General features: G+C 49.8%; 20 protein-coding genes. All 20 read right to left on the reverse strand.

From position 1 onward, the window contains the following. Window positions 1-108 precede the first annotated feature (108 nt). Window positions 109-1,128 (reverse strand): MraY family glycosyltransferase, encoded by a 1,020-nt coding sequence (locus tag M1D99_RS21500; RefSeq protein ID WP_458132157.1) that lies wholly within the window; start codon window positions 1,126-1,128, stop codon window positions 109-111. Window positions 1,129-1,565: 437 nt separating this feature from the next. Further along, complete coding sequence (locus tag M1D99_RS21505) at window positions 1,566-2,741, reverse strand: DegT/DnrJ/EryC1/StrS family aminotransferase (RefSeq protein ID WP_458132158.1); 1,176 nt, start codon at window positions 2,739-2,741, stop codon at window positions 1,566-1,568. 63 nt (window positions 2,742-2,804) lie between these two features. Continuing rightward, window positions 2,805-3,428 carry an acetyltransferase gene (locus M1D99_RS21510; protein WP_458130752.1) on the reverse strand — a complete coding sequence of 208 codons (624 nt, stop codon included), beginning with the start codon at window positions 3,426-3,428 and terminating at the stop codon, window positions 2,805-2,807. Continuing rightward, window positions 3,428-4,018 (reverse strand): sugar transferase, encoded by a 591-nt coding sequence (locus M1D99_RS21515; RefSeq protein WP_458130753.1) that lies wholly within the window; start codon window positions 4,016-4,018, stop codon window positions 3,428-3,430. Before M1D99_RS21515 ends, M1D99_RS21510 begins: the two co-directional genes overlap by 1 nt. Before the next feature lie 11 nt (window positions 4,019-4,029). Then, window positions 4,030-5,232, reverse strand: coding sequence for a glycosyltransferase family 4 protein (locus tag M1D99_RS21520; RefSeq protein WP_458130754.1), 1,203 nt, complete (start codon window positions 5,230-5,232; stop codon window positions 4,030-4,032). Between the two features lie 6 nt (window positions 5,233-5,238). Then, a complete protein-coding gene (locus tag M1D99_RS21525) occupies window positions 5,239-6,198 on the reverse strand; it encodes a glycosyltransferase family 4 protein (RefSeq protein WP_458130755.1) in 960 nt (319 codons plus the stop codon). Beyond that, complete coding sequence (locus M1D99_RS21530) at window positions 6,195-7,457, reverse strand: hypothetical protein (RefSeq protein WP_458130756.1); 1,263 nt, start codon at window positions 7,455-7,457, stop codon at window positions 6,195-6,197. Before M1D99_RS21530 ends, M1D99_RS21525 begins: the two co-directional genes overlap by 4 nt. After that, on the reverse strand, window positions 7,445-8,593 hold the full coding sequence (locus M1D99_RS21535; RefSeq protein ID WP_458130757.1) for a hypothetical protein: 1,149 nt from the start codon (window positions 8,591-8,593) through the stop codon (window positions 7,445-7,447). The genes M1D99_RS21530 and M1D99_RS21535 overlap by 13 nt, the downstream gene beginning before the upstream one ends. Window positions 8,594-8,603: 10 nt before the next feature. Continuing rightward, a complete protein-coding gene (locus M1D99_RS21540; protein WP_458130758.1) occupies window positions 8,604-9,635 on the reverse strand; it encodes an NAD-dependent epimerase/dehydratase family protein in 1,032 nt (343 codons plus the stop codon). Window positions 9,636-9,733: 98 nt separating this feature from the next. Beyond that, window positions 9,734-11,011, reverse strand: coding sequence for a Vi polysaccharide biosynthesis UDP-N-acetylglucosamine C-6 dehydrogenase TviB (tviB, locus tag M1D99_RS21545; protein ID WP_458130759.1), 1,278 nt, complete (start codon window positions 11,009-11,011; stop codon window positions 9,734-9,736). Between the two features lie 652 nt (window positions 11,012-11,663). Continuing rightward, entirely contained in the window at window positions 11,664-12,734 is a 1,071-nt protein-coding gene (locus tag M1D99_RS21550) for an LPS O-antigen chain length determinant protein WzzB (protein ID WP_458130760.1), read from the reverse strand. 180 nt (window positions 12,735-12,914) lie between these two features. After that, window positions 12,915-13,139, reverse strand: coding sequence for a LapA family protein (locus M1D99_RS21555; RefSeq protein WP_458130761.1), 225 nt, complete (start codon window positions 13,137-13,139; stop codon window positions 12,915-12,917). 26 nt (window positions 13,140-13,165) lie between these two features. Further along, a complete protein-coding gene (gene ihfB, locus M1D99_RS21560; protein WP_003199243.1) occupies window positions 13,166-13,462 on the reverse strand; it encodes an integration host factor subunit beta in 297 nt (98 codons plus the stop codon). Window positions 13,463-13,605: 143 nt separating this feature from the next. After that, window positions 13,606-13,884 carry a hypothetical protein gene (locus M1D99_RS21565; RefSeq protein ID WP_207964640.1) on the reverse strand — a complete coding sequence of 93 codons (279 nt, stop codon included), beginning with the start codon at window positions 13,882-13,884 and terminating at the stop codon, window positions 13,606-13,608. 264 nt (window positions 13,885-14,148) lie between these two features. Then, window positions 14,149-15,837 carry a 30S ribosomal protein S1 gene (rpsA, locus tag M1D99_RS21570; RefSeq protein WP_186704721.1) on the reverse strand — a complete coding sequence of 563 codons (1,689 nt, stop codon included), beginning with the start codon at window positions 15,835-15,837 and terminating at the stop codon, window positions 14,149-14,151. Between the two features lie 119 nt (window positions 15,838-15,956). Then, on the reverse strand, window positions 15,957-16,646 hold the full coding sequence (gene cmk / locus M1D99_RS21575; protein ID WP_003183882.1) for a (d)CMP kinase: 690 nt from the start codon (window positions 16,644-16,646) through the stop codon (window positions 15,957-15,959). Next, window positions 16,643-18,850: a bifunctional prephenate dehydrogenase/3-phosphoshikimate 1-carboxyvinyltransferase gene (locus M1D99_RS21580; protein WP_186704720.1), complete on the reverse strand. Its 2,208-nt coding sequence runs from the start codon at window positions 18,848-18,850 to the stop codon at window positions 16,643-16,645. The genes cmk and M1D99_RS21580 overlap by 4 nt, the downstream gene beginning before the upstream one ends. A 28-nt stretch (window positions 18,851-18,878) precedes the next feature. Continuing rightward, window positions 18,879-19,991, reverse strand: coding sequence for a histidinol-phosphate transaminase (gene hisC, locus M1D99_RS21585; RefSeq protein ID WP_186704719.1), 1,113 nt, complete (start codon window positions 19,989-19,991; stop codon window positions 18,879-18,881). Between the two features lie 13 nt (window positions 19,992-20,004). After that, window positions 20,005-21,099: a prephenate dehydratase gene (gene pheA, locus M1D99_RS21590; RefSeq protein ID WP_003199233.1), complete on the reverse strand. Its 1,095-nt coding sequence runs from the start codon at window positions 21,097-21,099 to the stop codon at window positions 20,005-20,007. Then, the gene (gene serC / locus M1D99_RS21595) at window positions 21,099-22,184 is read right to left on the reverse strand and encodes a 3-phosphoserine/phosphohydroxythreonine transaminase (protein WP_186704718.1); all 1,086 of its coding nucleotides are present in this window, start codon (window positions 22,182-22,184) and stop codon (window positions 21,099-21,101) included. The genes pheA and serC overlap by 1 nt, the downstream gene beginning before the upstream one ends. Window positions 22,185-22,482: the final 298 nt, after the last annotated feature.

Raw genomic sequence — 22,482 nt, forward strand, 5'->3', positions numbered from 1 at the left:
CCCTTTCTTGCACCTTGGCCAGCTCCTAAAAAGCATTTCTACGTAGGGCAACCATGTGCCCACGCACTTGAAACCACTACATACAAAAAAATGAACATTACTCCAAAATCAGGTTTTTTCAAGGTCCCCTGCATGAAATTTGACTGCTAAAAGCAAAAGTGGCGTGTAGGCCAATAATAAAACCGAGGCCCCATCCCAATTCCACAGTGCAACAGATAGCGCCAAAGGTAATAACCAGAATAAATTAATCGCAGCAACCGCAAAGGTCACAGGGGGATGTGTACCATAATGGCGAGAAGCAAATTGATAAGCATGAGTGCGATGCCCTTCATATACCTTATCACCTCGTAATAGACGGCGTAACAGAGTGAATGATGCGTCAACAATAAAGACACCAAGTAGAATCAGCCAGGCCCACAATAGCTGGGAGGAAGCCCACGCTGCCTGGACTGAAAACAGGCCCATCATAATGCCAAGGAATCCGCTACCCGCGTCTCCCATAAAAATTTTTGCGTAAGGGAAATTCCAGTAGATGAAGCCTGCCACTGCCATTGCGAGCAGCAACGGCGGCGCGATGAGCGTATCGAAGCCACACACCCAATACAAAAAACTAGCGCCAAGACAAGTACAGATGGCTTCAACGCATGCAATACCATCTATACCGTCCATAAAATTATAAAGATTGAGCATCCAAACCAAGTAAAAAACCGCAAGAACGTTTCCTAGCCAGCTCAAATCGATCACAAGATAAAACATTGTAATTGCTGGTAACCCACCTAACCAATAAAGCGCCCAAACTGACGCCCCGAAATGCCCAAACAATCGCCAACGGATGGAGATGTCCCTGTGATCATCAAGAAAACCAAGTATGGCCACCGCTGCCCCCGCACCCAACATCGCCCACGCAGTTTTCCAAGGCAGTAAATCAGCGACTGCCAAGAGCGGTAGTGCAAATATAAAGCTAAAGACGAATGCTATCCCGCCCCCACGAGGTGTTGGAGTCTCGTGCGAACTACGAGCATTTGGACTATCGATGAAGCTCCGCGGCAGTGCGTAACGCCCTAATAACCAAGTTAGCACCGCCGAAAAACCACAGACAATCAAGGAAAAAAAAATATACACGTCCAGTACCGAGCCTCGTCTAAAGCTGGATTCAAGCTGTCAGGTCTCTCTTCCTTAAGCATTTACACACCCTGCACATACCTACCCAAGATCCAGTACGTTTCACTGATTTCCATCTAGCAAGTACAATCCTAATCGAACAACATTATCAATTGGAGCTTCAACGCGTCATACGGCCTATTTGAAATTACCAATTCGAAACAATTCAAAGTAGTAAACTGGGCGGCATACGCTACTGACTTATGAAAAATACCGCGCGATCACTCATCACTTTTTAAATGACTCCTCCGCGATCGCCATATCCATCAACGTTTCGTCTCTGATTACCCCAATCCGCTCCCCTATAGAAAAGAGCGGAAAGCAGAAGGCAGCAACGAAATCTATAAAATTTTGAGCATGTGCATTAAGCTGAAAACACTTAATACAAGATAGCTGCCAGCCAATTAATTCGTTGCTTCATTCATTACAGACTCTAAGACATCACAGGTTTTAGAGATTTCTGATTCAGTCAATGTAGGATGCACCATAAACATAAGGCTAGTTTCACCTAACTCTTTAGCCACTTCCAATCGTTGGGCAGGACGCCAAAATGTGTTATCGAATGCTTTTTCTAGGTAAACCTCGGAGCATGATCCCGAAAAACAGGGCACTCCACGACTGGAAATTTCAGCCAGGATTCGATCACGATTCCAGTCAGCTTTAAGCTTCTCAGGTCGCACAAAAACATAACATTTGTATGCCGCATGGACAACATTGTTCGAAACGACTGGTACCCTTAAACCATCGCATCCCTGTGCACGTTCCCAGATTTTTTGAGCGTTATACAATCTCCTTGAATGCCAGCTCTCCATCCGACTTAGCTGGATTCGGCCAATCGTCGCTTGCACTTCAAGCATCCGCCAGTTGGTTCCAAAGCTGTCGTGGAGCCACCGAAAGCCGGGCTGATGTTCTCGCTCGTATACCGCCTCCCAGCTCTTCCCATGATCTTTAAACGACCACATCCGAGACCATAGCTCACGATCATTGGTGGTTACCATCCCTCCCTCACCACCAGTTGTCATGATTTTATCTTGGCAAAAAGACCAAGCACCAATATCTCCAATAGAACCTACCGGCTTTCCTTTGTATGTAGCACCATGAGCCTGCGCGCAATCCTCGACTACCTTAATAGCAAACTCATTAGCCAAAGACATTATTGGATCCATATCGCAAGGCCAACCCGCTAGATGGACACAAATGATTGCTCGGGTCCGAGAGGTCACCACCGCTCGAATGGAGTCAGCTGTAAGATTCTGCGTATCTCGGTCAACATCAGCAAAAATAGGAGTCGCACCGCAGTTAACTATACTTGACACAGAAGCGAGAAACGTACGAGATGTAACAATAACCTCGTCTCCACTGCCAATATCTAACGCTTTTAAGGCCAGATCCAAAGCCACTGTGCCGTTGGCAACAGCGACAGAGTAATTGACACAAGCCCAAGCAGCAAATTCTTTTTCAAACTCACGACACTGCTGTCCGGTCCAATAATTTACTTTATTAGACAATATGACTGCTCGTACCGCATCTGCTTCTTCATCGGTGAAAGAAGGCCAAGGGGAAAATGGAGTATTAAGCACAACCTTACCTATATAGATAGTCAGCGACACAAAACAAGTGCCACCTAGCAAAAATTATATAATTCAACTAATCAAGGGTACAGCCGGAACACCTACTACAGTATGACCTGCCTCTACATGATGTACCACCGCAGCTCCAGCACCAACAATAGCTTTGCTGCCTATATTTATTTTCTGCTTCACACTAGCACCAATCCCTACCCAAGATAGATCCCCCACCGTCACGGATCCAGCAAGTCGCGCTCCAGGACTAATATGAACAACCTCACCTAAAATACAATCATGATCAACACTGCATGCGGTGTTTAGAATAGCACCAAGTCCAACGTGAGTCCCTGCATTGACTATCGCACCCGCAAAAACTACAGAGCCGGGGCCGATAGTTGCATATTGGCTCACAGTAGCAGAGGGATGCACAAGCGTGACGAGCTTGGCATTAAGCTCGATCAGTTCTTTCATTTTTTCCTGTCGAGTTTGATTATCGCCAATGGCGACGATGACGCCCGAAAACATATCAAGTGTTTCCATCAAGGTATCAGTATTCCCTCGAACAGGCCAAACACCATTATGCTGCAATATCGGCCAGGCATCATCGAAAAAAATCACCGCCCCCCAACCCAAAGACTCGGCTGTATCCGCTACCACCTTACCATGTCCGCTAGCACCCAATATTGCCAACTGGTTCACTATTGTTCTCCCTTAAATTTAGACATGGTTACTTCTCCCTCAGCCGCAATACCCTCTCTGAGCACCACCTTCCTTAGAGTAAGAAATATTATTTTTACGTCCAACCAAATGGTATGATTATCGACATACCAGATATCGAGAGCAAATTTATCTTCCCATTTTATTGAGTTACGACCATTGATCTGCGCCCACCCCGTGATACCGGGTCTAACTTCATGTCGACGCAATTGTTCAGGGCTATAAAGCGGTAAATACTCTAGAAGCAAAGGGCGGGGACCCACAAGACTCATGTCGCCCAAAAGTACATTCCAGAGCTCCGGCAGCTCATCTAAACTGGTAGAGCGCAGGAAGCTTCCAAAAGATGTAAGGCGCAATGCATCAGGAAGAGGTTGACCGGAAGCGTCGTTTAACTCTCGCATAGTCCGAAACTTAATCATTTTAAAGGGTTTTCCATTCAAACCTGGTCTAAGCTGATGAAAAAATACCGGGCCGCCAAGTTTGAAGCGAATCAAAATAGCACAAACCAAAATTATCGGTAATAGACCCAAAAGCCCGAACATCGAAAAAAACACATCAAATATACGCTTCATTTTAAGCCCTGCTAGCCCACACTATTTAATAATAGATCATTTAGTTTTTTAGCCAATATATCCCTCGAGTATTTTTGTTCTGCTAGAACCCGTGCACGCTCACCTGTTATTTTTACCCGCTCTGGATCTGATAAAAATACAGACAACTGATTTACGGCAACCTGAATACTCCTAGATAAGCATAACCCTACAGCATGCTGCTGAATTTCACTGTATTGCCAACCTTTATAGTTAATAGCAATTGGTGTCCCTGAAGCTAGGGCATCGAAAAACTTATTTGCTGAATTATTCTCCAGCTCCGGAACATCGGCCACCAACGATACGATCAACGCTGCATCCCTAAATGCATACACCAGATCATTCTTGGGCATTTCCGAAAATATAAAGAAATTTTTCCCAAGCACCCCAACACTCAACGCATAGTCAAGTAACTTATTTTTTTCGGCCCCCTCCCCTACAACAACAAATTTTACATCACTGTTGTTTTCTCTACTGCTTTTTGCGATATCTATAAGATACGAAACATCGTTAACAACCCCCAACGTTCCAGGATAAAGTACAATTGGTCCTGTACCAATTTCAGGAAATCGTCCACGGAATACCCCTAACTCCAAACGAGCCGGATCGAACAATGAAAGATCTGAACTATTCGGAATCGTGCAGATTTTTTCACTTTTTAGACCTCGACTTACAAGAACACGTGCCATTCCGCTTGAAAGCGCAACAATTTTTGTTGCTTTGCTATATGCGAATGATTCCAACCACTTAGCAGAAAACTGTAGCAACGGATTATTTAAGTATCCTAAAGCGATGGGAATTTCTGGCCAAAGATCTCGCACTTCGAAAACCATTGGGCAACGTGAGAATTTTGAAGCGATATATCCAGGAATCACTATAGTCAGAGGGGTACTTGTAGCAAAAATAACGTCTGCCTTAAACGTAATAGCTTTTTTAGAAGACTGAAGCGAGAAAGAAACAAAAGCTTTGATCCTCTGCCAGAACTTCATTTTATTATCATAGGGCACGCATATTGAATGAACCTTGAACCCCTCTATCTCTCTCATCTGCCAACGAGATTTAGCGCCTTCATTTGACGAAGTTATTATATGAACTTCATGTCCGAACTGAGCTAAACGCTTGGCCATTTCATAGGAACGAGTTCCGCCAGCTTGATCAGGCGTCTTAAAGTATTGATGCAAATAGACAATAATCATCAGACATTATCCCGAATAGCACGCGGTTAACATTTTTTCATTAAGAAACTCCAGCGACATCCAAGACACCGCCAATCTTAAAGGTTCTTGATTGGACTCAAACGATATGATAGCCGCGCAAATACTCTGTGCATTCGGCTCGACAATTTTACAACTCGGATAACGCTCACTGATACTTCTCAGATCGCTGACATCCGTAGCGATGAAAGGGACGTTGCACAACAACGCCTCTTTGATGACGTTTGGCCACCCCTCATATTCGGAAGGAAGCAGTACCGCATCTACTGCATTATATAGCTCACACATATGAGAATGATCTACACCTGTGGCAGTGATAATTTTAATGTGTGCAGGAAGATACTTTTTTACTTCTTCAACTAGCTGCGGCCTCTTCACCGAGTTAAGAGCATTCATTACGGGAAAGAGAAAAATTTTATCTTCTTGGCACATATTCAAACGACTTCGACATACAGCTTTATCCAGAGGCTTGAATTTTTCACAATCAATAGGGCTCGGAATTACTACAATTTCGGAATTAGGAAATCTAGACCTCACGGATCTCCCCATAGATTCAGAAACAACAATGATCTTATCATATCTTTTAAGACTATATAACGTAAGCGCATTCTGAAAAACATTATGCAGTATGACTTTAAGCGCTCCTCGTTTTTTCCTATACCAGTCGGACCCCCTCAACGTGATAATTTTTTTCCCCCGTGCAAAACTAGAGATAAAACCACACATTGATCCATACTGCGCATGTATCAAATCATAATCTTTACTTAAAAAATACACCTTAAATATCGCACGAATTATATTTATGGGATTCCTTAAGTTTCCCAGATACAACATCTCGATTCTAAAATTTCTATTATAGTTATTCTGAATATGATTGAAGGCCTGGTGCATAAATACACCGGAATTTTTTATTTTCGGATCAAAATTGTGCAACCATAATACTTTCATTTTTTCACCCTAGTAAAAACCATCAAACATATAAATCCTAGAATAACATAAAGCGGCGCCACCTTCATAAAGTGAAGACTGTCAACTCTAAAACCAACCATCAACAAATAAAAACCATAAGTCTTATAGAAGACCTGACACACGTCGAAAGACAACCATCGCTGTCCGAAAAATATAAACACCTTCCACATTATTCCCCAATACAAACCAAGAATAAAAAAGTGTATAAAGGCAAAATAACCAAAGTTATTTATTGCTTCGGCCAAAGGTGAGTAACCAAGCCCTTGTCCCTCCACCCACGCAGGAATCATTTCAATGGCAAATGCATCAGATATTCCGGGAGGCCTCTCTGAGAAAATAAACTTTGGTAAAAACTGCTGTAAATTGTCTAGGTAAGTACCACCCAGCCTATATTCATCTGTATCAACGGAAACTGATATGGATACAAAAGGACCAGCTGGATCAATACGAGAAAACGAAAAGTTTTCATAACTCATATTTAGAGACTCGCCGATATCAAAGCCGGCACGCCAAAATGAAAAAGCAAAGATCAAGTTTAATATTAAATAAATTAAAGGAAGGCCTACAAGAGCATACAAACAAAAAACTTTAAGTTTAATCTTTCCGTTCAGAAAAATTATTCCCATCGAAATTAAAAATATAAGTATTGGATTCTTGTCACTAGTAATAAGCCCTGCGAATATAGGAACCGCCAAACAAAACCAACCGACCACCTGTTTGTTAGCGCTTACTAGCAACACCCCCATAACAGAAAAATTAAGAAGCAAAACATACTTTATTAATGAATAAAGCTGATTCGAGTAAGCAACTTGCGCAACCTGCTCGTATGCATTCAACGTCAACAATATTTGTGCGCGAAAAAAATATAAAAACAGTGCCGTTATAATCATCAACCTGAAGAAACTAAAACTCACACATTCCGGACCAAGCCGACGCACACTGAAAACTGGCAACTTAGTTATAAAGATTGCAATCGCAAAAAAAACAATACTCAGCAAATATTCAAACACTACAAAATTCGCAATATTAGAAACTTCCACAAAAAAACCATGCTTCACGTACCCTTCTGCACCATTTATTGTAAACTCTAAGGGTATGAGATAGAAGTAGACCATTGCACCGATTGAAAACACAAAAAAAGTAGAGAACAACCCTTCTTTTTTTGAAAAAAAACTGCTCCCCATCGCGAGAGTCAACAATATAAAACAGCTAACTACAAAGAAAATCAATCCGTCCATGACAAATTCCTAGACAACAAAAGCCCACCCAATAAGAGCATATTAACGGAAAGGCTAAATATCAAGCTCATGACCACATCGACCCCCGAGACCAATAATAGCGTCAAAATCAACAGGCCAACTGCATTTATATAAGACAATACAGGCTTATCAAATTTCGCATCAGCGTAACTTCTAAGCAAGACATACAATGAATTCAAGAGAACAGCAAAAGTTAGAGACTTCAGCACATCGCCAAATGAATCATTGTTGTAATAAAAATAATTAAAGACATCACAACAAAAATAGAACCCTATTGAGACGACAACAGATAGTACAATATAAATCATAAGCGACCTGACAAACTCTCGCTTATTTCCTCCCCCTGCACTTATTTTTACTAACAAAATGGTACTGATTGGTCTTAATGGAATTGCAAACGCGATCATTACAGCAATCGCCAATGATAGCTCTCCCGACGAATACTTTGTTCCATCTACGAAAACCACAGGCAGTACAAATATAAACTGGTTAAAAAAATCTCCAGGAACGCGAGCCAAACTCATAATAAAAAATAATTTGTTTCCTATCGTCGCCTTGTTACCTGGAAAAACAATTCGAGAAGGAGAAATTAAAAAATACCACCATACAAAAGAAAAAGCTGAAAGCAAAAAATATATAACAATAAAAAACTTCAAACTTGAAGTGGCAAAAAAAGATATTAGCGGCAAAACAATTAGAAAACAAACATTCGAAACCGCCCCCAATTTAAAGTCTTGCAAACCTCTATATATACAATATATAAAGCCCGTGATAACTATTGGCCCGGAAAATAACAAGGCATAAAAATACCTTTCATCAGTGAGATATGAAAAAAATGATAGTAGTATAAAGCACGATACCGAGGTCAATAAGGCGAAATTAACAGTACCACTATCGATTTTCTTAGCGGCTATGGCCTTAGGTAACATAACCCCATAACCGAGCATAAGCAAAGGTACGAGTGCTGCTTGGTATCTTCGAATAACTGCAAAATAATCAAGCCCCACTTGGGAGTAGGTAATCAACATTAGTTTATAAAGAACAAATGAAAATCCTGACACCGCGAGAGCAGTCCCTAATGTTAAGACGTATTCCTTTAAAAAAGATACTTTCATGATTTGCTCGTCAGTTTTTCGTTACTCTGGCAACATACCAATCTACTGTCCGCACCATCCCTTCTACAATATCAAAGGCAGGTTCATATTTTAGTTTATCTTTTATCTTACTGATATCAGCTTGCGAATGCTTAACATCGCCAACTCGAGTCTCTTGATAGCGCGGTTTTTTATCGTACACAACTCCCTTCGCACTTAATGCATTCGCAATCATTTCAACTAGTTGATTGAGAGATGTCCGTCCACCCACTGCGACGTTATAGACTTGGTTCAGCGCACAATTTTCCGTAGCAGCTGCCGCTAATATATTGGCCCTAATCGTATTATCTATATAACAAAAGTCGCGACTTGTTTCGCCATCGCCATTGATTACAACCTCCTGATTATTTATCATGGCTGCTACCCATTTTGGTATTACAGCTGCATAAGCGCCGTTGGGATCTTGTCTCGGTCCAAAAACGTTAAAGTAACGCAAGCCAATAGTGCGGAATCCAAAACTCCTAGCAAATGTTTCAGCATAAAGCTCATTAACATACTTTGTAACTGCATATGGGGAAAGCGGCTTTCCAATTTTATCCTCAACTTTTGGTAAACCTGGATGATCTCCATAGGTCGAACTGCTAGCCGCATAGGTAAAGCTCTTTACTTTAGCATCACGGGCAGCTACCAACATATTGAGAAAGCCATCAATATTAGTAGCATTCGTAGCTATCGGGTCAACAAGGGAACGAGGGACAGAACCTAACGCAGCTTGGTGGAGTACATAATCGATTCCGTTACATGCTAACTGGCAATCTCTGATATCGCGAACATCACCATAGACGAATGTAAATCGAGACCATTGCGCTCCAGTTACTAATTCTCGAACTTCATCAAGATTATGCTGGTGTCCAGTTGCAAAATTGTCCAAACCTACGACATTCTGGTTTGCCTTTAAAAGGACTTCCAACAGATTGGAGCCGATGAAGCCAGCAACGCCAGTAATAAGCCATGTCTTGGGATTGGAAACTAACGAATTTATCAAGAGCTCATACTGCCCCATATATCAACACCCTTTAAGTTTGCATATAACAAAGTTCGCCTTTTGACTTGTAACGCTATCTTTAAGTACAGAAACAACAAAAGGCGATTTTTTAATTATTACAACCGTATATCCGACTCATTGGAATTAAATATATACTTGAGATCATATATGACATGGTTTTCATTACCTAATTCCCGAATTTTTCTGGCCCCCATGTTACGAAACTCCTCATGGGCTACGGCCAATATTATCCCATCATACGTATTAGGTAAAAGCTCCTGAACAGGGGAAATATTGTACTCCTCTTGGGCCTCCTCACTATTGACCCATGGATCATATACATCAACAGCGATATTATATTCCGCAAGCTCTCGAACGATATCTACAATACGCGTGTTACGTAGATCAGGGCAGTTTTCCTTAAATGCCAAGCCCATGATCAAAACTTTCGCACCATCCACGTGAATCCTTCGCTTAAGCATGCCTTTCACTAATTGCGATACAACATAAGCGCCCATTCCGTCGTTAAGACGACGCCCAGCAAGAATTATTTCTGGGTGGTATCCAATAGCTTGAGCTTTATGGGTAAGATAATAAGGATCGACGCCTATGCAGTGACCACCCACTAACCCCGGCCGAAAAGGTAAAAAGTTCCACTTGGTACCTGCTGCCTGGAGCACGGCCTCAGTATCAATTTCCATCTTATTGAAAATGATAGCCAATTCATTAATTAGAGCAATGTTTAGATCGCGCTGAGTATTTTCAATTACTTTCGCGGCTTCGGCGACTCGTATAGAGCTAGCTTTATGCGTTCCTGCAATAATGATTTCGTTGTAAAGCGCATCAACCAAATCGGCAACTTCAGGAGTAGAGCCGGATGTCACTTTTTTAATGTTAGTAACACGGTGCTCTTTGTCTCCTGGGTTAATTCTCTCTGGGCTATAACCCGCATAGAAGTCGACATTAAATTTTAGCCCCGAAGCCATTTCAAGAACTGGTACGCAGTCCTCTTCCGTCGCGCCTGGGTACACCGTTGACTCATAGATAACCAAATCGCCCTTCTTCAAGACTTTACCAATACACTCTGATGCTTTAATTAATGGGGTCAGATCAGGCTTATTATATTGGTCAATGGGTGTTGGCACAGTGACAATAAAAGCATTACATTCAGAGAGGTCGCAGGGATCGGTAGAGAAACTCAAATAGGCAGCAGATTTAAGTTCTTTATCATCTACCTCAAGGGTGGAGTCTCGACCAGCCTTCAGTGCATTAATACGACTCTGGTTGATATCAAATCCAACCACAGAACGGCGCTTGGCAAACTCGACTGCGAGCGGTAAGCCAACATATCCGAGACCGATAATGGCAAGTTTTATATCTTTCAGCTGGCGCATAGTCAAACCCAATTAACGAATGAATTCAAAATTTATTGCTTCCATTAGGAGGCATTCCTTCATGCTACCGTACAGAATATCTTGTTTCCGAAAATCCTGTTAAACTCCGAACAATCTAAATTTATTCTCTTCAATTTAAGCAGCCCCTTGCGACAGATTCCTCATCGTTGCTAGCCATCAGCTCATTGAACATTTGTCATGCAGAACAACTATTCTGTCCCCGAGAGCGTAACTCCCACCCCGCCTCTAATTAAAGATTGAGCAACATCAATATTATTGTCGCCATCATCGCATTCAAATATTGGAGGATTCGCTTCCAAGGCTTGCCGCTGCCTGGATAATCTTGGGTGCTAGCTTTCTTATCCCTAAATAATTGATTAGTTTTTAGTTCGGTTTGTATGCTAATGATAGCCCTACTCCTCTCGCCTCCAACAACCCCAGCACAACCTAGAACTGATAAATCTGGTGGTATCAGTGCCGCATGGTAATCACAGGGACCGAAACACCCGGCATTATCGAACAGCGGCTATTTGTTGGTAAATTCACATCCGCTAGCGAATTTAACAAACACTAATAACAAAACAGCGGGGCATTAAGCCCCACCTAGTTACTTAAAAAATCAACTATCAATTCTTTACTTAAGCCACCTCATTTATTTAATTTTCACCCGATCACTTTTTGGATCGGGAAAAATATGATCGAAGCGCAATCGAATAAAAGCAATCAACCCACCAATAATTAACCCAAAAAATACTCCCACGACCACTATCAAAAATTTCCTAGGTTTAATGGGAGTTTCCGGGACCTCAAGGCTGCCATCCTGGCGATAAGTGGAAATAGTGTCCGGATCAATATTCAACTTACGATAAAAAAAATATCGCATCTGTAACGACCGTAAATCTGATATAAAAGCGTCATCAGAGGATCTTGATTCCAACGCCGCGACCTCTGCCGCCAAGGCTTTACTTCCCCGTTGGTAGTCCAGTTTATTACCTGTATCTACAGTAATATCCACTGCTGCGCCGGAATTTATTGTCGACGAAGTCAAGCCTATTGTCTCAGCAATTTTCAACGCTTCACGGAGTTGTTGAATTCGGTCCTCGCGAATCCGCTGCGCGGTCTCACGTAAACTGACGATCCGTTGCTCCAAATTGCGAGATCTAACTGACGCTTCGGATGTAACGTTTTTTATCAGCTCAGTCTTAGCGGCTTTACTGGCGCGTTGGACATATGTTGTTGCCCAGTTTGTTGCTTGGACCGGATCGTTACCTTTAACAACAACAGAGAAGCGGTCCGGAGTACTCTTGCTAGGCCCTTTGACAACTAACTCGCGGGAGAAACGCTCGTACAGACGATCAACCGAGCCTCTGCGTTGGGACTCATCAAGCGAGGGAAGATAGATTTCATTGAAAAAGACTTGTCGAAGTGATGCACTCTGCAAATTACGGGCAAACACCTCATAAACATATTCGATCGGGTAAGGGGACAGCTCTGTACTTTTCCCACGGCCATAATTCAACTCAGCAATATCATTCTGAGTAGGGGGCATGATAAAAAGCTTGGCTTCATAGACAGGTTTGCTAAGGAAGGCGTAAAGGCCAGCCCCAACAGTAACCAGAAGAGTAACACCCAGAATCAGCCATTTTTGAGCCCAGAGCCCCCGAACAAGCTCAACCAAATCAATCTCGTCAGAATCACGCGCATCAATACGATCATTCTGCATGGAAAGCCTCGCTTGGCATCGCGTTCGCGTGCACACCAAACGCATCAAAAGGCAAGACGGGCAAAGCCACGCCGGACACAGCGGCAAACTGAGCTAAATTAAATACGAACAAAACGCACCCAAAGTCAGAAAAAATTGTAGACAGTGATCCTTACCAAGACTGCTGGGCCACACATCCATTCATTTCAATCGCCTACGCGCTCCCATGAACCACGCGAGCAACGGGCCAACCATCATACCAGCGAGAAGTGACACTAGCACGCAAACTGAAACAGGAAGTTGCGGGGCCGGCCAGCCGAGGAACGACAGCGCGACAGGCTGCGTATTTTCAAGCATAAAGAGAACGACGGCTGCCACCACAAGCAGAGCCAGAGCGGCAATAACAAATCGTTTAGGACTGCGCATGAGCTTCCCCTTGGCTAGCCGAATCGTTACAGCTCATCCCCCTCCTCCTCATTCACCCGATCCCTAAGCTCTTTACCCGGCTTGAAATGAGGAACAAATTTTCCATCAAGGCTGACGGACTGGCCGGTCTTTGGATTGCGACCTACCCGCGGGGCGCGGTAATGCAGGGAAAAGCTGCCGAAACCACGGATTTCAATACGATCACCCGTAGCCAGGCACTGGGACATCTGTTCAAGCATGGTCTTGATGGCCAGCTCCACATCCTTGGATGAGAGTAGCCCTTGATGGGTGACAATTCGTTCGATCAACTCCGACTTCGTCATATTTTTCCCTTCTTTTTCAAGCAGCTAGGAAAATCGCTTGAAAAGGTTTTAGCATGACCGGAGGGATTTGAACAGCCCGAGTATTGACATTCTTCTTTGCTCCCCTGTTGCTTCTTTCCATGATGGCCGGGAGATTTCTCTCGCTATCGGCAGATGACCAGCATCGTGCGAGTCAAATAGCCAGCCGGATTAAAACCAAAGGGGTATTGATCGTTATCCTTCGCGTCGTCGGATCGGGTAATGACCTTGTAGCCAGCGCCCTTGCACTCTCTTGCGGCTCTCTTATGACACTTCTCCCAGCCAGAGCCCAACCCTGAGCAGTCGACCTCGATACCACTGACACCACGCACCGCGTGGGTTTTGGCGCTTGTGGTGCAACCTGCCAATGCCAGCATTGCGAATATCAGGATGAGTCTGTTCATTCATCTCCTTAAATATCCATCACTCGACTGGGTGGCGCCTGATCTGGCGCTATCGCGAGCAAGCTCGCTCCCACATTGTTCCGGGGGAGCCATGACATCTGTAATCCAGCCTTGATAGATGGCTGATACGCTTAAAGAAAGAGACAGCTGGGCTGTAACAGCGAGACCAGACAGCGCACCTCTAACGAACAAGGTCTGGCTTTCCCGAATTGCGGCCACAAAAAAGGGCGACCGAAGTCGCCCTTTTTCATGGTCTGACAGAACTTAGTTCTGTTTTTCCATCTGTGCACGCAGCAGGTCGCCCAGAGTGGTAGGACCAGGAGCATCAGTAGCTGGCTTCTCGCGCAGGCTCTGAATTGCTTCTTTCTCTTCAGCATCGTCTTTCGACTTGATGGAGAGCTGGATTACGCGGCTCTTGCGGTCAACGCTGATGATCTTGGCTTCTACTTCTTCGCCTTCTTTCAGAACGTTGCGCGCGTCTTCAACGCGGTCACGGCTGATTTCGGAGGCTTTCAGAGTCGCTTCGATATCGTCGGCCAGGGTGATGATGGCGCCTTTGGCGTCAACTTCTTTCACGATGCCCTTAACGATTGCGCCTTTGTCGTTCTCTTGAACGTACTCGGAGAACGGATCGCTTTCCAGTTGCTTGATACCCAGGGAGATACGCTCGCGCTCTGGGTCAACCGACAGGATAACGGTGTCCAGCTCGTCGCCCTTCTTGAAACGGCGTACGGCTTCTTCGCCCACTTCGTTCCAGGAGATGTCGGACAGGTGAACCAGGCCGTCGATACCGCCGTCCAGACCAATGAAGATACCGAAATCGGTGATCGACTTGATGGTGCCGGAGATTTTATCGCCCTTGTTGAACTGGCCAGAGAAGTCTTCCCATGGGTTGGACTTGCACTGCTTGATGCCGAGGGAGATACGACGACGCTCTTCGTCGATGTCCAGAACCATGACTTCCACTTCGTCGCCGACTTGTACGACTTTCGAAGGGTGGATGTTCTTGTTGGTCCAGTCCATTTCGGAAACGTGTACCAGGCCTTCAACGCCTTCTTCCAGCTCAGCGAAGCAGCCGTAGTCGGTGAGGTTGGTAACACGAGCGGTGACGCGAGTGCCTTCTGGGTAACGGGCTTTGATAGCGACCCATGGATCTTCACCCAGTTGCTTGAGGCCCAGGGAAACACGATTGCGTTCGCGATCGTATTTCAGAACCTTGACATCGATCTCGTCGCCAACGTTGACGATTTCCGAAGGATGCTTGATACGCTTCCAGGCCATGTCGGTGATGTGCAGCAGGCCATCGACGCCACCCAGATCGACGAATGCGCCGTAATCGGTGAGGTTCTTGACGATACCCTTGACCTGCTGGCCTTCCTGCAGCGATTCCAGCAGAGCTTCACGCTCGGCGGAGTTCTCGGCTTCCAGGACACTGCGACGGGAAACGACAACGTTGTTGCGCTTCTGGTCCAGCTTGATGACCTTGAATTCCAGCTCTTTGCCTTCCAGGTGCGTGGTGTCGCGCACTGGACGGACGTCAACCAGGGAACCTGGCAGGAACGCACGGATGCCGTTAACGTCGACAGTGAAGCCGCCTTTAACCTTACCGTTGATAACGCCCTTGACCACTTCCTCAGCTGCGAAGGCCGCTTCCAGAACGATCCAGCATTCAGCGCGCTTGGCTTTTTCACGGGACAGCTTGGTTTCACCAAAGCCATCTTCAACCGAGTCCAGCGCAACGTGAACTTCGTCACCGACGTTGATGTTCAGTTCGCCAGCGTCGTTGTAGAACTGCTCAAGCGGGATCAGCGCTTCAGACTTCAGACCAGCGTGAACGGTTACCCAGCGAGCTTGGTAATCGATATCAACGATAACGCCGGTGATGATGGAGCCTGCCTGAAGGTTCAGGGTTTTCAAGCTTTCTTCAAAGAGTTCCGCAAAGCTTTCGCTCATTTTAATTCCTGTTGATTAGGGCGAAGTAAACGCCCATCTCCACACCCCAGACAGTGTGGGTTAGTTTCATATAAAAGAAGCGCCGCAGGACTATGACTGGTCCCCTGCGGAGCTTCCTGTCACCCGGCGATATCGCGAAGCGCGATCTCGCTCATGATGCGTTGCAACACCTGATCAATGGACAACTCCGTGGAATCCAGCTGTATCGCATCGGCCGCCGGCTTTAGCGGGGCTACTGCGCGCTGGGTGTCACGCTCATCGCGTGCACGGATCTCATCTAGCAGACTCGACAGACTAACATCCTCGCCTTTGCCCTTCAACTGCAAATATCGGCGGCGCGCCCGTTCCTCGGCGCTGGCAGTCAGGAAAATCTTCAGCGGCGCGTCGGGGAACACCACCGTGCCCATGTCGCGGCCATCGGCCACCAGCCCTGGCGGCTCCTGGAATGCACGCTGGCGTTGCAGCAAGGCTTCGCGCACCGCCGGCAGCGCGGCGACCTGGGAGGCACCGGCGCCCACGCTTTCGGTACGGATGACGTCGCTGACTTCGTCGCCTTCCAGAATAATGCGCTGGAGCTGGCCGTCGGTCGCCGCGATGAATTGCACGTCCAGATGAGCGGCCAGCGCCTTGAGCAATTCCTCGTTGGTCAGGTCGACACCATGGTTGGCGGCGGCGAACGCCAACAGACGGTACAAGGCGCCCGAATCGAGCAGGTTCCAGCCCAACTGCCTGGCCAGGATCCCGGCGACGGTGCCCTTGCCCGAACCGCTTGGGCCATCGATGGTGATGACCGGTGCCTTGATGTTCACGACTGTGCCTCTTGTGCTACTCGGATACCGACCTGCGCGCACAGCGCCAGGAAGTTCGGGAACGACGTCGCGACGTTGGCGCAGTCATGGATGCGAATCGGCGCACTGGCGCGCAAAGACGCAACACTGAAGGCCATGGCGATGCGGTGGTCACCGTGACCATGGACTTCGCCGCCGCCAATCTGGCCGCCGTCGATAATGATGCCATCCGGGGTTGGCTGGCACTTGACGCCCAGGGCGAGCAAGCCGTCAGCCATCACCTGGATGCGATCCGATTCCTTGACCCGCAGCTCCTCGGCACCCGTCAATACGGTGCGCCCTTCTGCACAGGCGGCCGCCACGAACAACACCGGGAACTCATCGATGGCCAGCGGAACCAGCGCCTCCGGAATCTCGATACCCTTGAGTTTAGCCGCTCGTACGCGCAGGTCAGCTACCGGCTCGCCACCCACTTCACGCTGGTTTTCCAAGGTGATGTCGGCGCCCATCAGGCGCAGGATGTCGATCACGCCGGTACGGGTCGGGTTGATACCAACGTGCTCCAGAACCAGGTCGGAGCCTTCGGCGATCGAGGCGGCCACCAGGAAAAACGCCGACGACGAGATGTCGCCCGGCACTTCGATGTGGGTCGCGGTCAGCTTGCTGCCAGACTCGACGGACGCCGTGGCGCCATCGACCGTGACCGGGTAGCCGAAGCCGCGCAGCATGCGCTCGGTGTGGTCGCGGGTCGGGGCCGGTTCGGTGACAGTGGTCTTGCCTTCGGCGTAGAGACCCGCCAGCAGCAGGCAGGATTTCACCTGGGCGCTGGCCATTGGCATGGTGTAGGTCAAGCCCTTGAGCTTGTTGCCACCACGAATGATCATCGGCGGGCGACCCTCGGCGGCCGTCTCGATGACTGCGCCCATTTCCCGCAACGGGTTGGCCACCCGATTCATCGGACGCTTGGACAGCGAAGCATCACCGGTCAGGGTGCTGTCGAAGTCCTGGGCGGCCAGCAGGCCGGACAACAGGCGCATCGAGGTCCCGGAGTTGCCCAGGTAGATCGGCCCTGGAGCAGGCTTGAGGCCGTGCAGGCCGACACCATGGATGGTCACGCGACCGTGGTGCGGGCCTTCGATGACCACGCCCATGTCGCGAAACGCTTGCAGCGTCGCCAGGGCGTCTTCGCCCTCGAGGAAGCCTTCCACCTCGGTCACGCCTTCGGCCAGGGAGCCGAGCATGATCGAACGGTGGGAAATCGATTTATCGCCCGGTACACGAATACGCCCACTCAGGGAGCCACCAGGTTGTGCCAGGAAAATCAGATCGTTGGAGTTCATAGCGTCCACATAGGCCCGACGGGCCAGGATTTTACTGAAATGCTCGCGGGCCACCCTGGCGCGTGTGAAAACGCCCAGCAATTGGTGCCCGTCCCCTGCATCGACCGCGTCGCGCAAGGCGTCGAGGTCGCTGCGAAATGTATCGAGTGTGCGCAAGACAGCTTCGCGGTTGGCGAGGAAGATGTCGTGCCACATGACCGGGTCGCTTCCGGCGATTCTCGTGAAATCGCGGAAACCGCCGGCAGCGTAACGGAAGATCTCAAGATTTTCATTGCGTTTGGCCAATGAATCCACCAGGCCGAACGCCAACAGGTGCGGCAAATGGCTCGTGGCCGCCAACACTTCATCGTGACGCTCGACCTGCATGTGCTCGACATCGGCGCCCAATTCGCGCCACAAACGGTCCACTACGGCGAGCGCGGCAGGGTCCGTCTGATCCAGCGGCGTGAGGATCACTTTATGACGTCGAAACAGTTCGGCGTTGGAGGCTTCCACCCCGCTCTGCTCGGAACCGGCAATTGGATGACCGGGCACGAAACGCGCCGGCATCCCGCCAAAAGCCTCGGTGGCTGCATGCACCACGTTGCCCTTGGCACTGCCGACGTCGGTCAGGATCGCTTGCCCCAGGTTCATGGTTGCCAGGCGCGCCAGCAATTTTTCCATGGCCAGGATCGGCACCGCCAGCTGGATCACATCCGCGCCTTGGCATGCGATTGCCAAGTCATCTTCGCAGCGATCAACCACGCCCAGCTCCACGGCCAGCTTGCGCGACTGCGGATCCAGGTCGACACCGACCACTTCACGGCACAAGCCGCTTTCACGCAAGCCCTTGGCAAACGAGCCGCCGATCAACCCCAGGCCGACTACCACCAGGCGACCGATCATAGGGACAGCAGGTTGCAGTGAAGTGACATCAACCACGAACCAGGACCTTGCTCAACGCCTCGAGGAAACGGCTGTTTTCCGCCGGCAGGCCAATGGTGATGCGCAGATGGTTCGGCATGCCGTAATTGGCCACCGGACGCACGATCACACCTTCGCGCAACAGCCCCTGGTACACCGGCGCGGCGACGCGCCCCAGGTCGACACAGATGAAGTTGCCTTTCGAGGGAATCCAGCCCAAGCCCAGTTCACGCAGGCCTGCTTCCAACTGCTCCATGCCGGCCGCGTTCAGGCGACGGCTTTCAGCCAGGTAGGCTTCATCCTGCAACGCGGCACAGGCGGCGGCCAGGGCGAAGCTGTTGACGTTGAACGGCTGGCGCACGCGGTTCAGCACATCGGCCACCACCGCAGTGGACAGGCCGTAGCCGACCCGCAGCGAAGCCAAGCCGTAGGCTTTGGAGAACGTACGCGATACCAGCAGGTTCGGGTAGGCCGCGAGGAAATCCAGGCCATCGGGCAAATCGCTGCCTTCGGCGTATTCGATGTAGGCCTCGTCCAGCACCACCAGCACATGCGCGGGCACGTCCTGAAGGAAGTCATCCAGGGCCTGGGCATCGAACCAGGTGCCGGTCGGGTTGTTCGGGTTAGCGATGAAGACCACGCGGGTATTGGCGTCGATGGCCGCCAACATGGCCGGCAGGTCGTGCCCCCACTCCTTGGCCGGAACCACATGGGCATCCGCGCCGACGGCCTGGGTCGCGATCGGATAGACCGCGAACGCGTGCTCGCTGAATACAGCGTTGAGACCTGGCGCCAGATACGCCCGCGCCACCAATTCAAGAATGTCGTTGGAGCCGTTGCCCAGGGTCACCTGGTTCAGCTCGACACCGCAACGCTCGGCCAGCAGGCTTTTCAACGCAAAGCCATTGCCATCGGGATAGCGGGTCAGCTCGGCCAGTTCGTCGCGGATTGCCGCCAGCGCCTTGGGGCTCGCGCCCAGCGGGTTTTCGTTGCTCGCCAACTTGACGATGCTGGCCGGATCCAGGTCCAGCTCGCGGGCCAGTTCGTCCACGGGTTTGCCCGGAACGTAAGGCGAGAGTTGTTGCACGCCTGGCTGAGCCAGAGCGAGGAAGTTGCCACTCATTTGCTATCCGCCCTTAAAGAACTGCCTTGGGGTAGGAACCCAGCACCTTGAGTGCCACTGCTTCCTGACTGATTTTTTCCAGCACACCTTTTACCAGCGGATCGCGGTGATGGCCGACAAAATCGATGAAGAACACGTAGGTCCATTTACCGCTACGCGACGGACGGGTCTCGATCCGCGTCAGGTCGATACCGTTGTCGTGGAACGGCACCAGCAACTCATGGAGCGCGCCCGGCTTGTTGCTCATGGAGACGATGATCGATGTCTTGTCGTCGCCGGTCGGCGGCACTTCCTGGCTACCGATCATCAGGAACCGCGTGGAGTTGTCCGGGCGATCCTCGATTTTCTCGGCCAGGCGCGTCAGCCCGTAGAGGCCGGCCGCCATGTCGCCGGCAATCGCCGCCGAGTTCCACTCGCCCTTGACCCGCTTGGCCGCCTCGGCGTTGCTCGAGACCGCCACGCGCTCGACGTTCGGGTAATGAGCGTCCAGCCATTTGCGGCACTGGGCCAACGACTGAGCGTGGGAATAGATCCGGCTGATGCTGTCGGTCTTGGTGTTCTCGCCCACCAGCAGGTGATGGTGGATGCGCAGCTCGACTTCGCCGCAGATCACCATGTCGTGTTCGAGAAAGCTGTCCAGCGTGTGGTTGACCGCACCTTCGGTGGAGTTCTCCACCGGCACCACGCCAAAATTCACCGCGCCGGCGGCGACTTCACGGAACACTTCATCGATGGCCGCCATCGGCTTGCTGATCACCGCGTGACCGAAGTGCTTCATGGCCGCAGCCTGGGTGAACGTGCCTTCCGGCCCCAGGTAGGCGACTTTCAGCGGCTGCTCGAGGGCCAGGCACGAGGACATGATTTCGCGGAACAAGCGCGCCATCTCTTCGTTGCCCAGCGGCCCCTTGTTGCGCTCCATGACACGCTTGAGCACCTGGGCTTCACGCTCGGGGCGATAGAACACCGGCACTTCGCCTTCAGCCAGGGAGGCCATCTTCACCCGGGCGACTTCCTGGGCGCAGCGCGCGCGCTCGCTGATCAGCTCCAGGACCTTTTCGTCCAGGGCGTCGATGCGCAGGCGCAGCGCCTTGAGTTCTTGCTCAGACATCAGCCATGTTCCTTCTCGAACTCTGCCATGTAGGCGATCAGCGCATTGACGGCGTTGATGTCGACGGCGTTGTAGATGGAGGCGCGCATGCCACCGACCGAACGGTGGCCCTTGAGGTTCAGCAGGCCGCGCTCGTCGGCACCGGCCAGGAACGGCTTGTCGAGACGGTCGTCGGCCAGGCGGAACGGCACGTTCATCCATGAGCGATCGGTCTTGTTGATCGGGTTGCTGTAGAGGCCGCTGGCATCGATGAAGTCATACAGTGTGCGCTGCTTCACTTCGTTGAGCTTGCCAATGGCTTCGACACCACCCTGCTCTTTCAGCCATTCGAACACCAGGCCGGACAGGTACCAGGCCAGGGTCGGCGGGGTGTTGTACATCGAGCCGTTGTCGGCCGCGACCTTGTAGTTGAGCATGGTCGGGCACAGGGAACGGGCGCGCCCCAGCAGGTCTTCGCGAATAATGGCGACCAGGATGCCACTTGGGCCGATGTTCTTCTGGGCACCGGCGTAGATCATGCCGAAACGGGAGATATCCACAGGGCGCGAGAGAATATCCGAAGACATGTCGGCCACCAATGGCACGTCGCCGGTTTCCGGGATCCAGTTGAATTCCAGGCCGCCAATGGTTTCGTTCGGCGCGTAGTGAACATAGGCCGCGTCCTTGGACAGCTTCCACTCGTTCTGGCCGGGAATGGCGAAATAGTCGTAGGGCTTGGCGGTGGCCGCCACGTTGACGTGACCGTAGCGCGACGCTTCTTCGATGGCTTTCTGCGACCAGATGCCGGTGTCGATATAGTCGGCGCTGCCGTTTTCCGGCAACAGGTTCAACGGGATCTGGGCGAACTGCTGGCTGGCGCCGCCCTGCAGGAACAGCACCTTGTAGTTGGACGGGATGTTCAGCAGATCACGCAGGTCCTGCTCTGCCTTGGTGGCAATGGACACGAACTCATCGCTGCGATGGCTCATTTCCATGACCGACAGGCCCTTGCCGTGCCAGTCGAGGAGTTCACCCTGGGCACGTTTCAGGACCGCTTCAGGAAGCGCCGCCGGGCCGGCACAGAAGTTATAGGCTCTCTTGCTCACATCCAATCTCGCTCTGATCTGGTGGTCACTTAAATCTTTTGATCCGCACCGCTCCCACAGGGGTTACCGCTCATTCAAGGCATGGATGAATCCGTGGCGAGGGAGCTTGCTCCCGCTTGAGTGCGAAGCGCTCACAAAAGGAGGGGCCGCTGCGCGGCCCAGCGGGAGCAAGCTCCCTCGCCACAATGAATCAAACAAGCCTCAAGAGAGGGGCAGCATCCTTGGGACTGTGCAGTGTCGCAAATTTTCAAACAGAACAAACAACAAGGGGGCGAATCTTCATCCGCCCCCTGTGTGT

The sequence above is a fragment of the Pseudomonas sp. R3-41 genome (genome assembly GCF_054161485.1).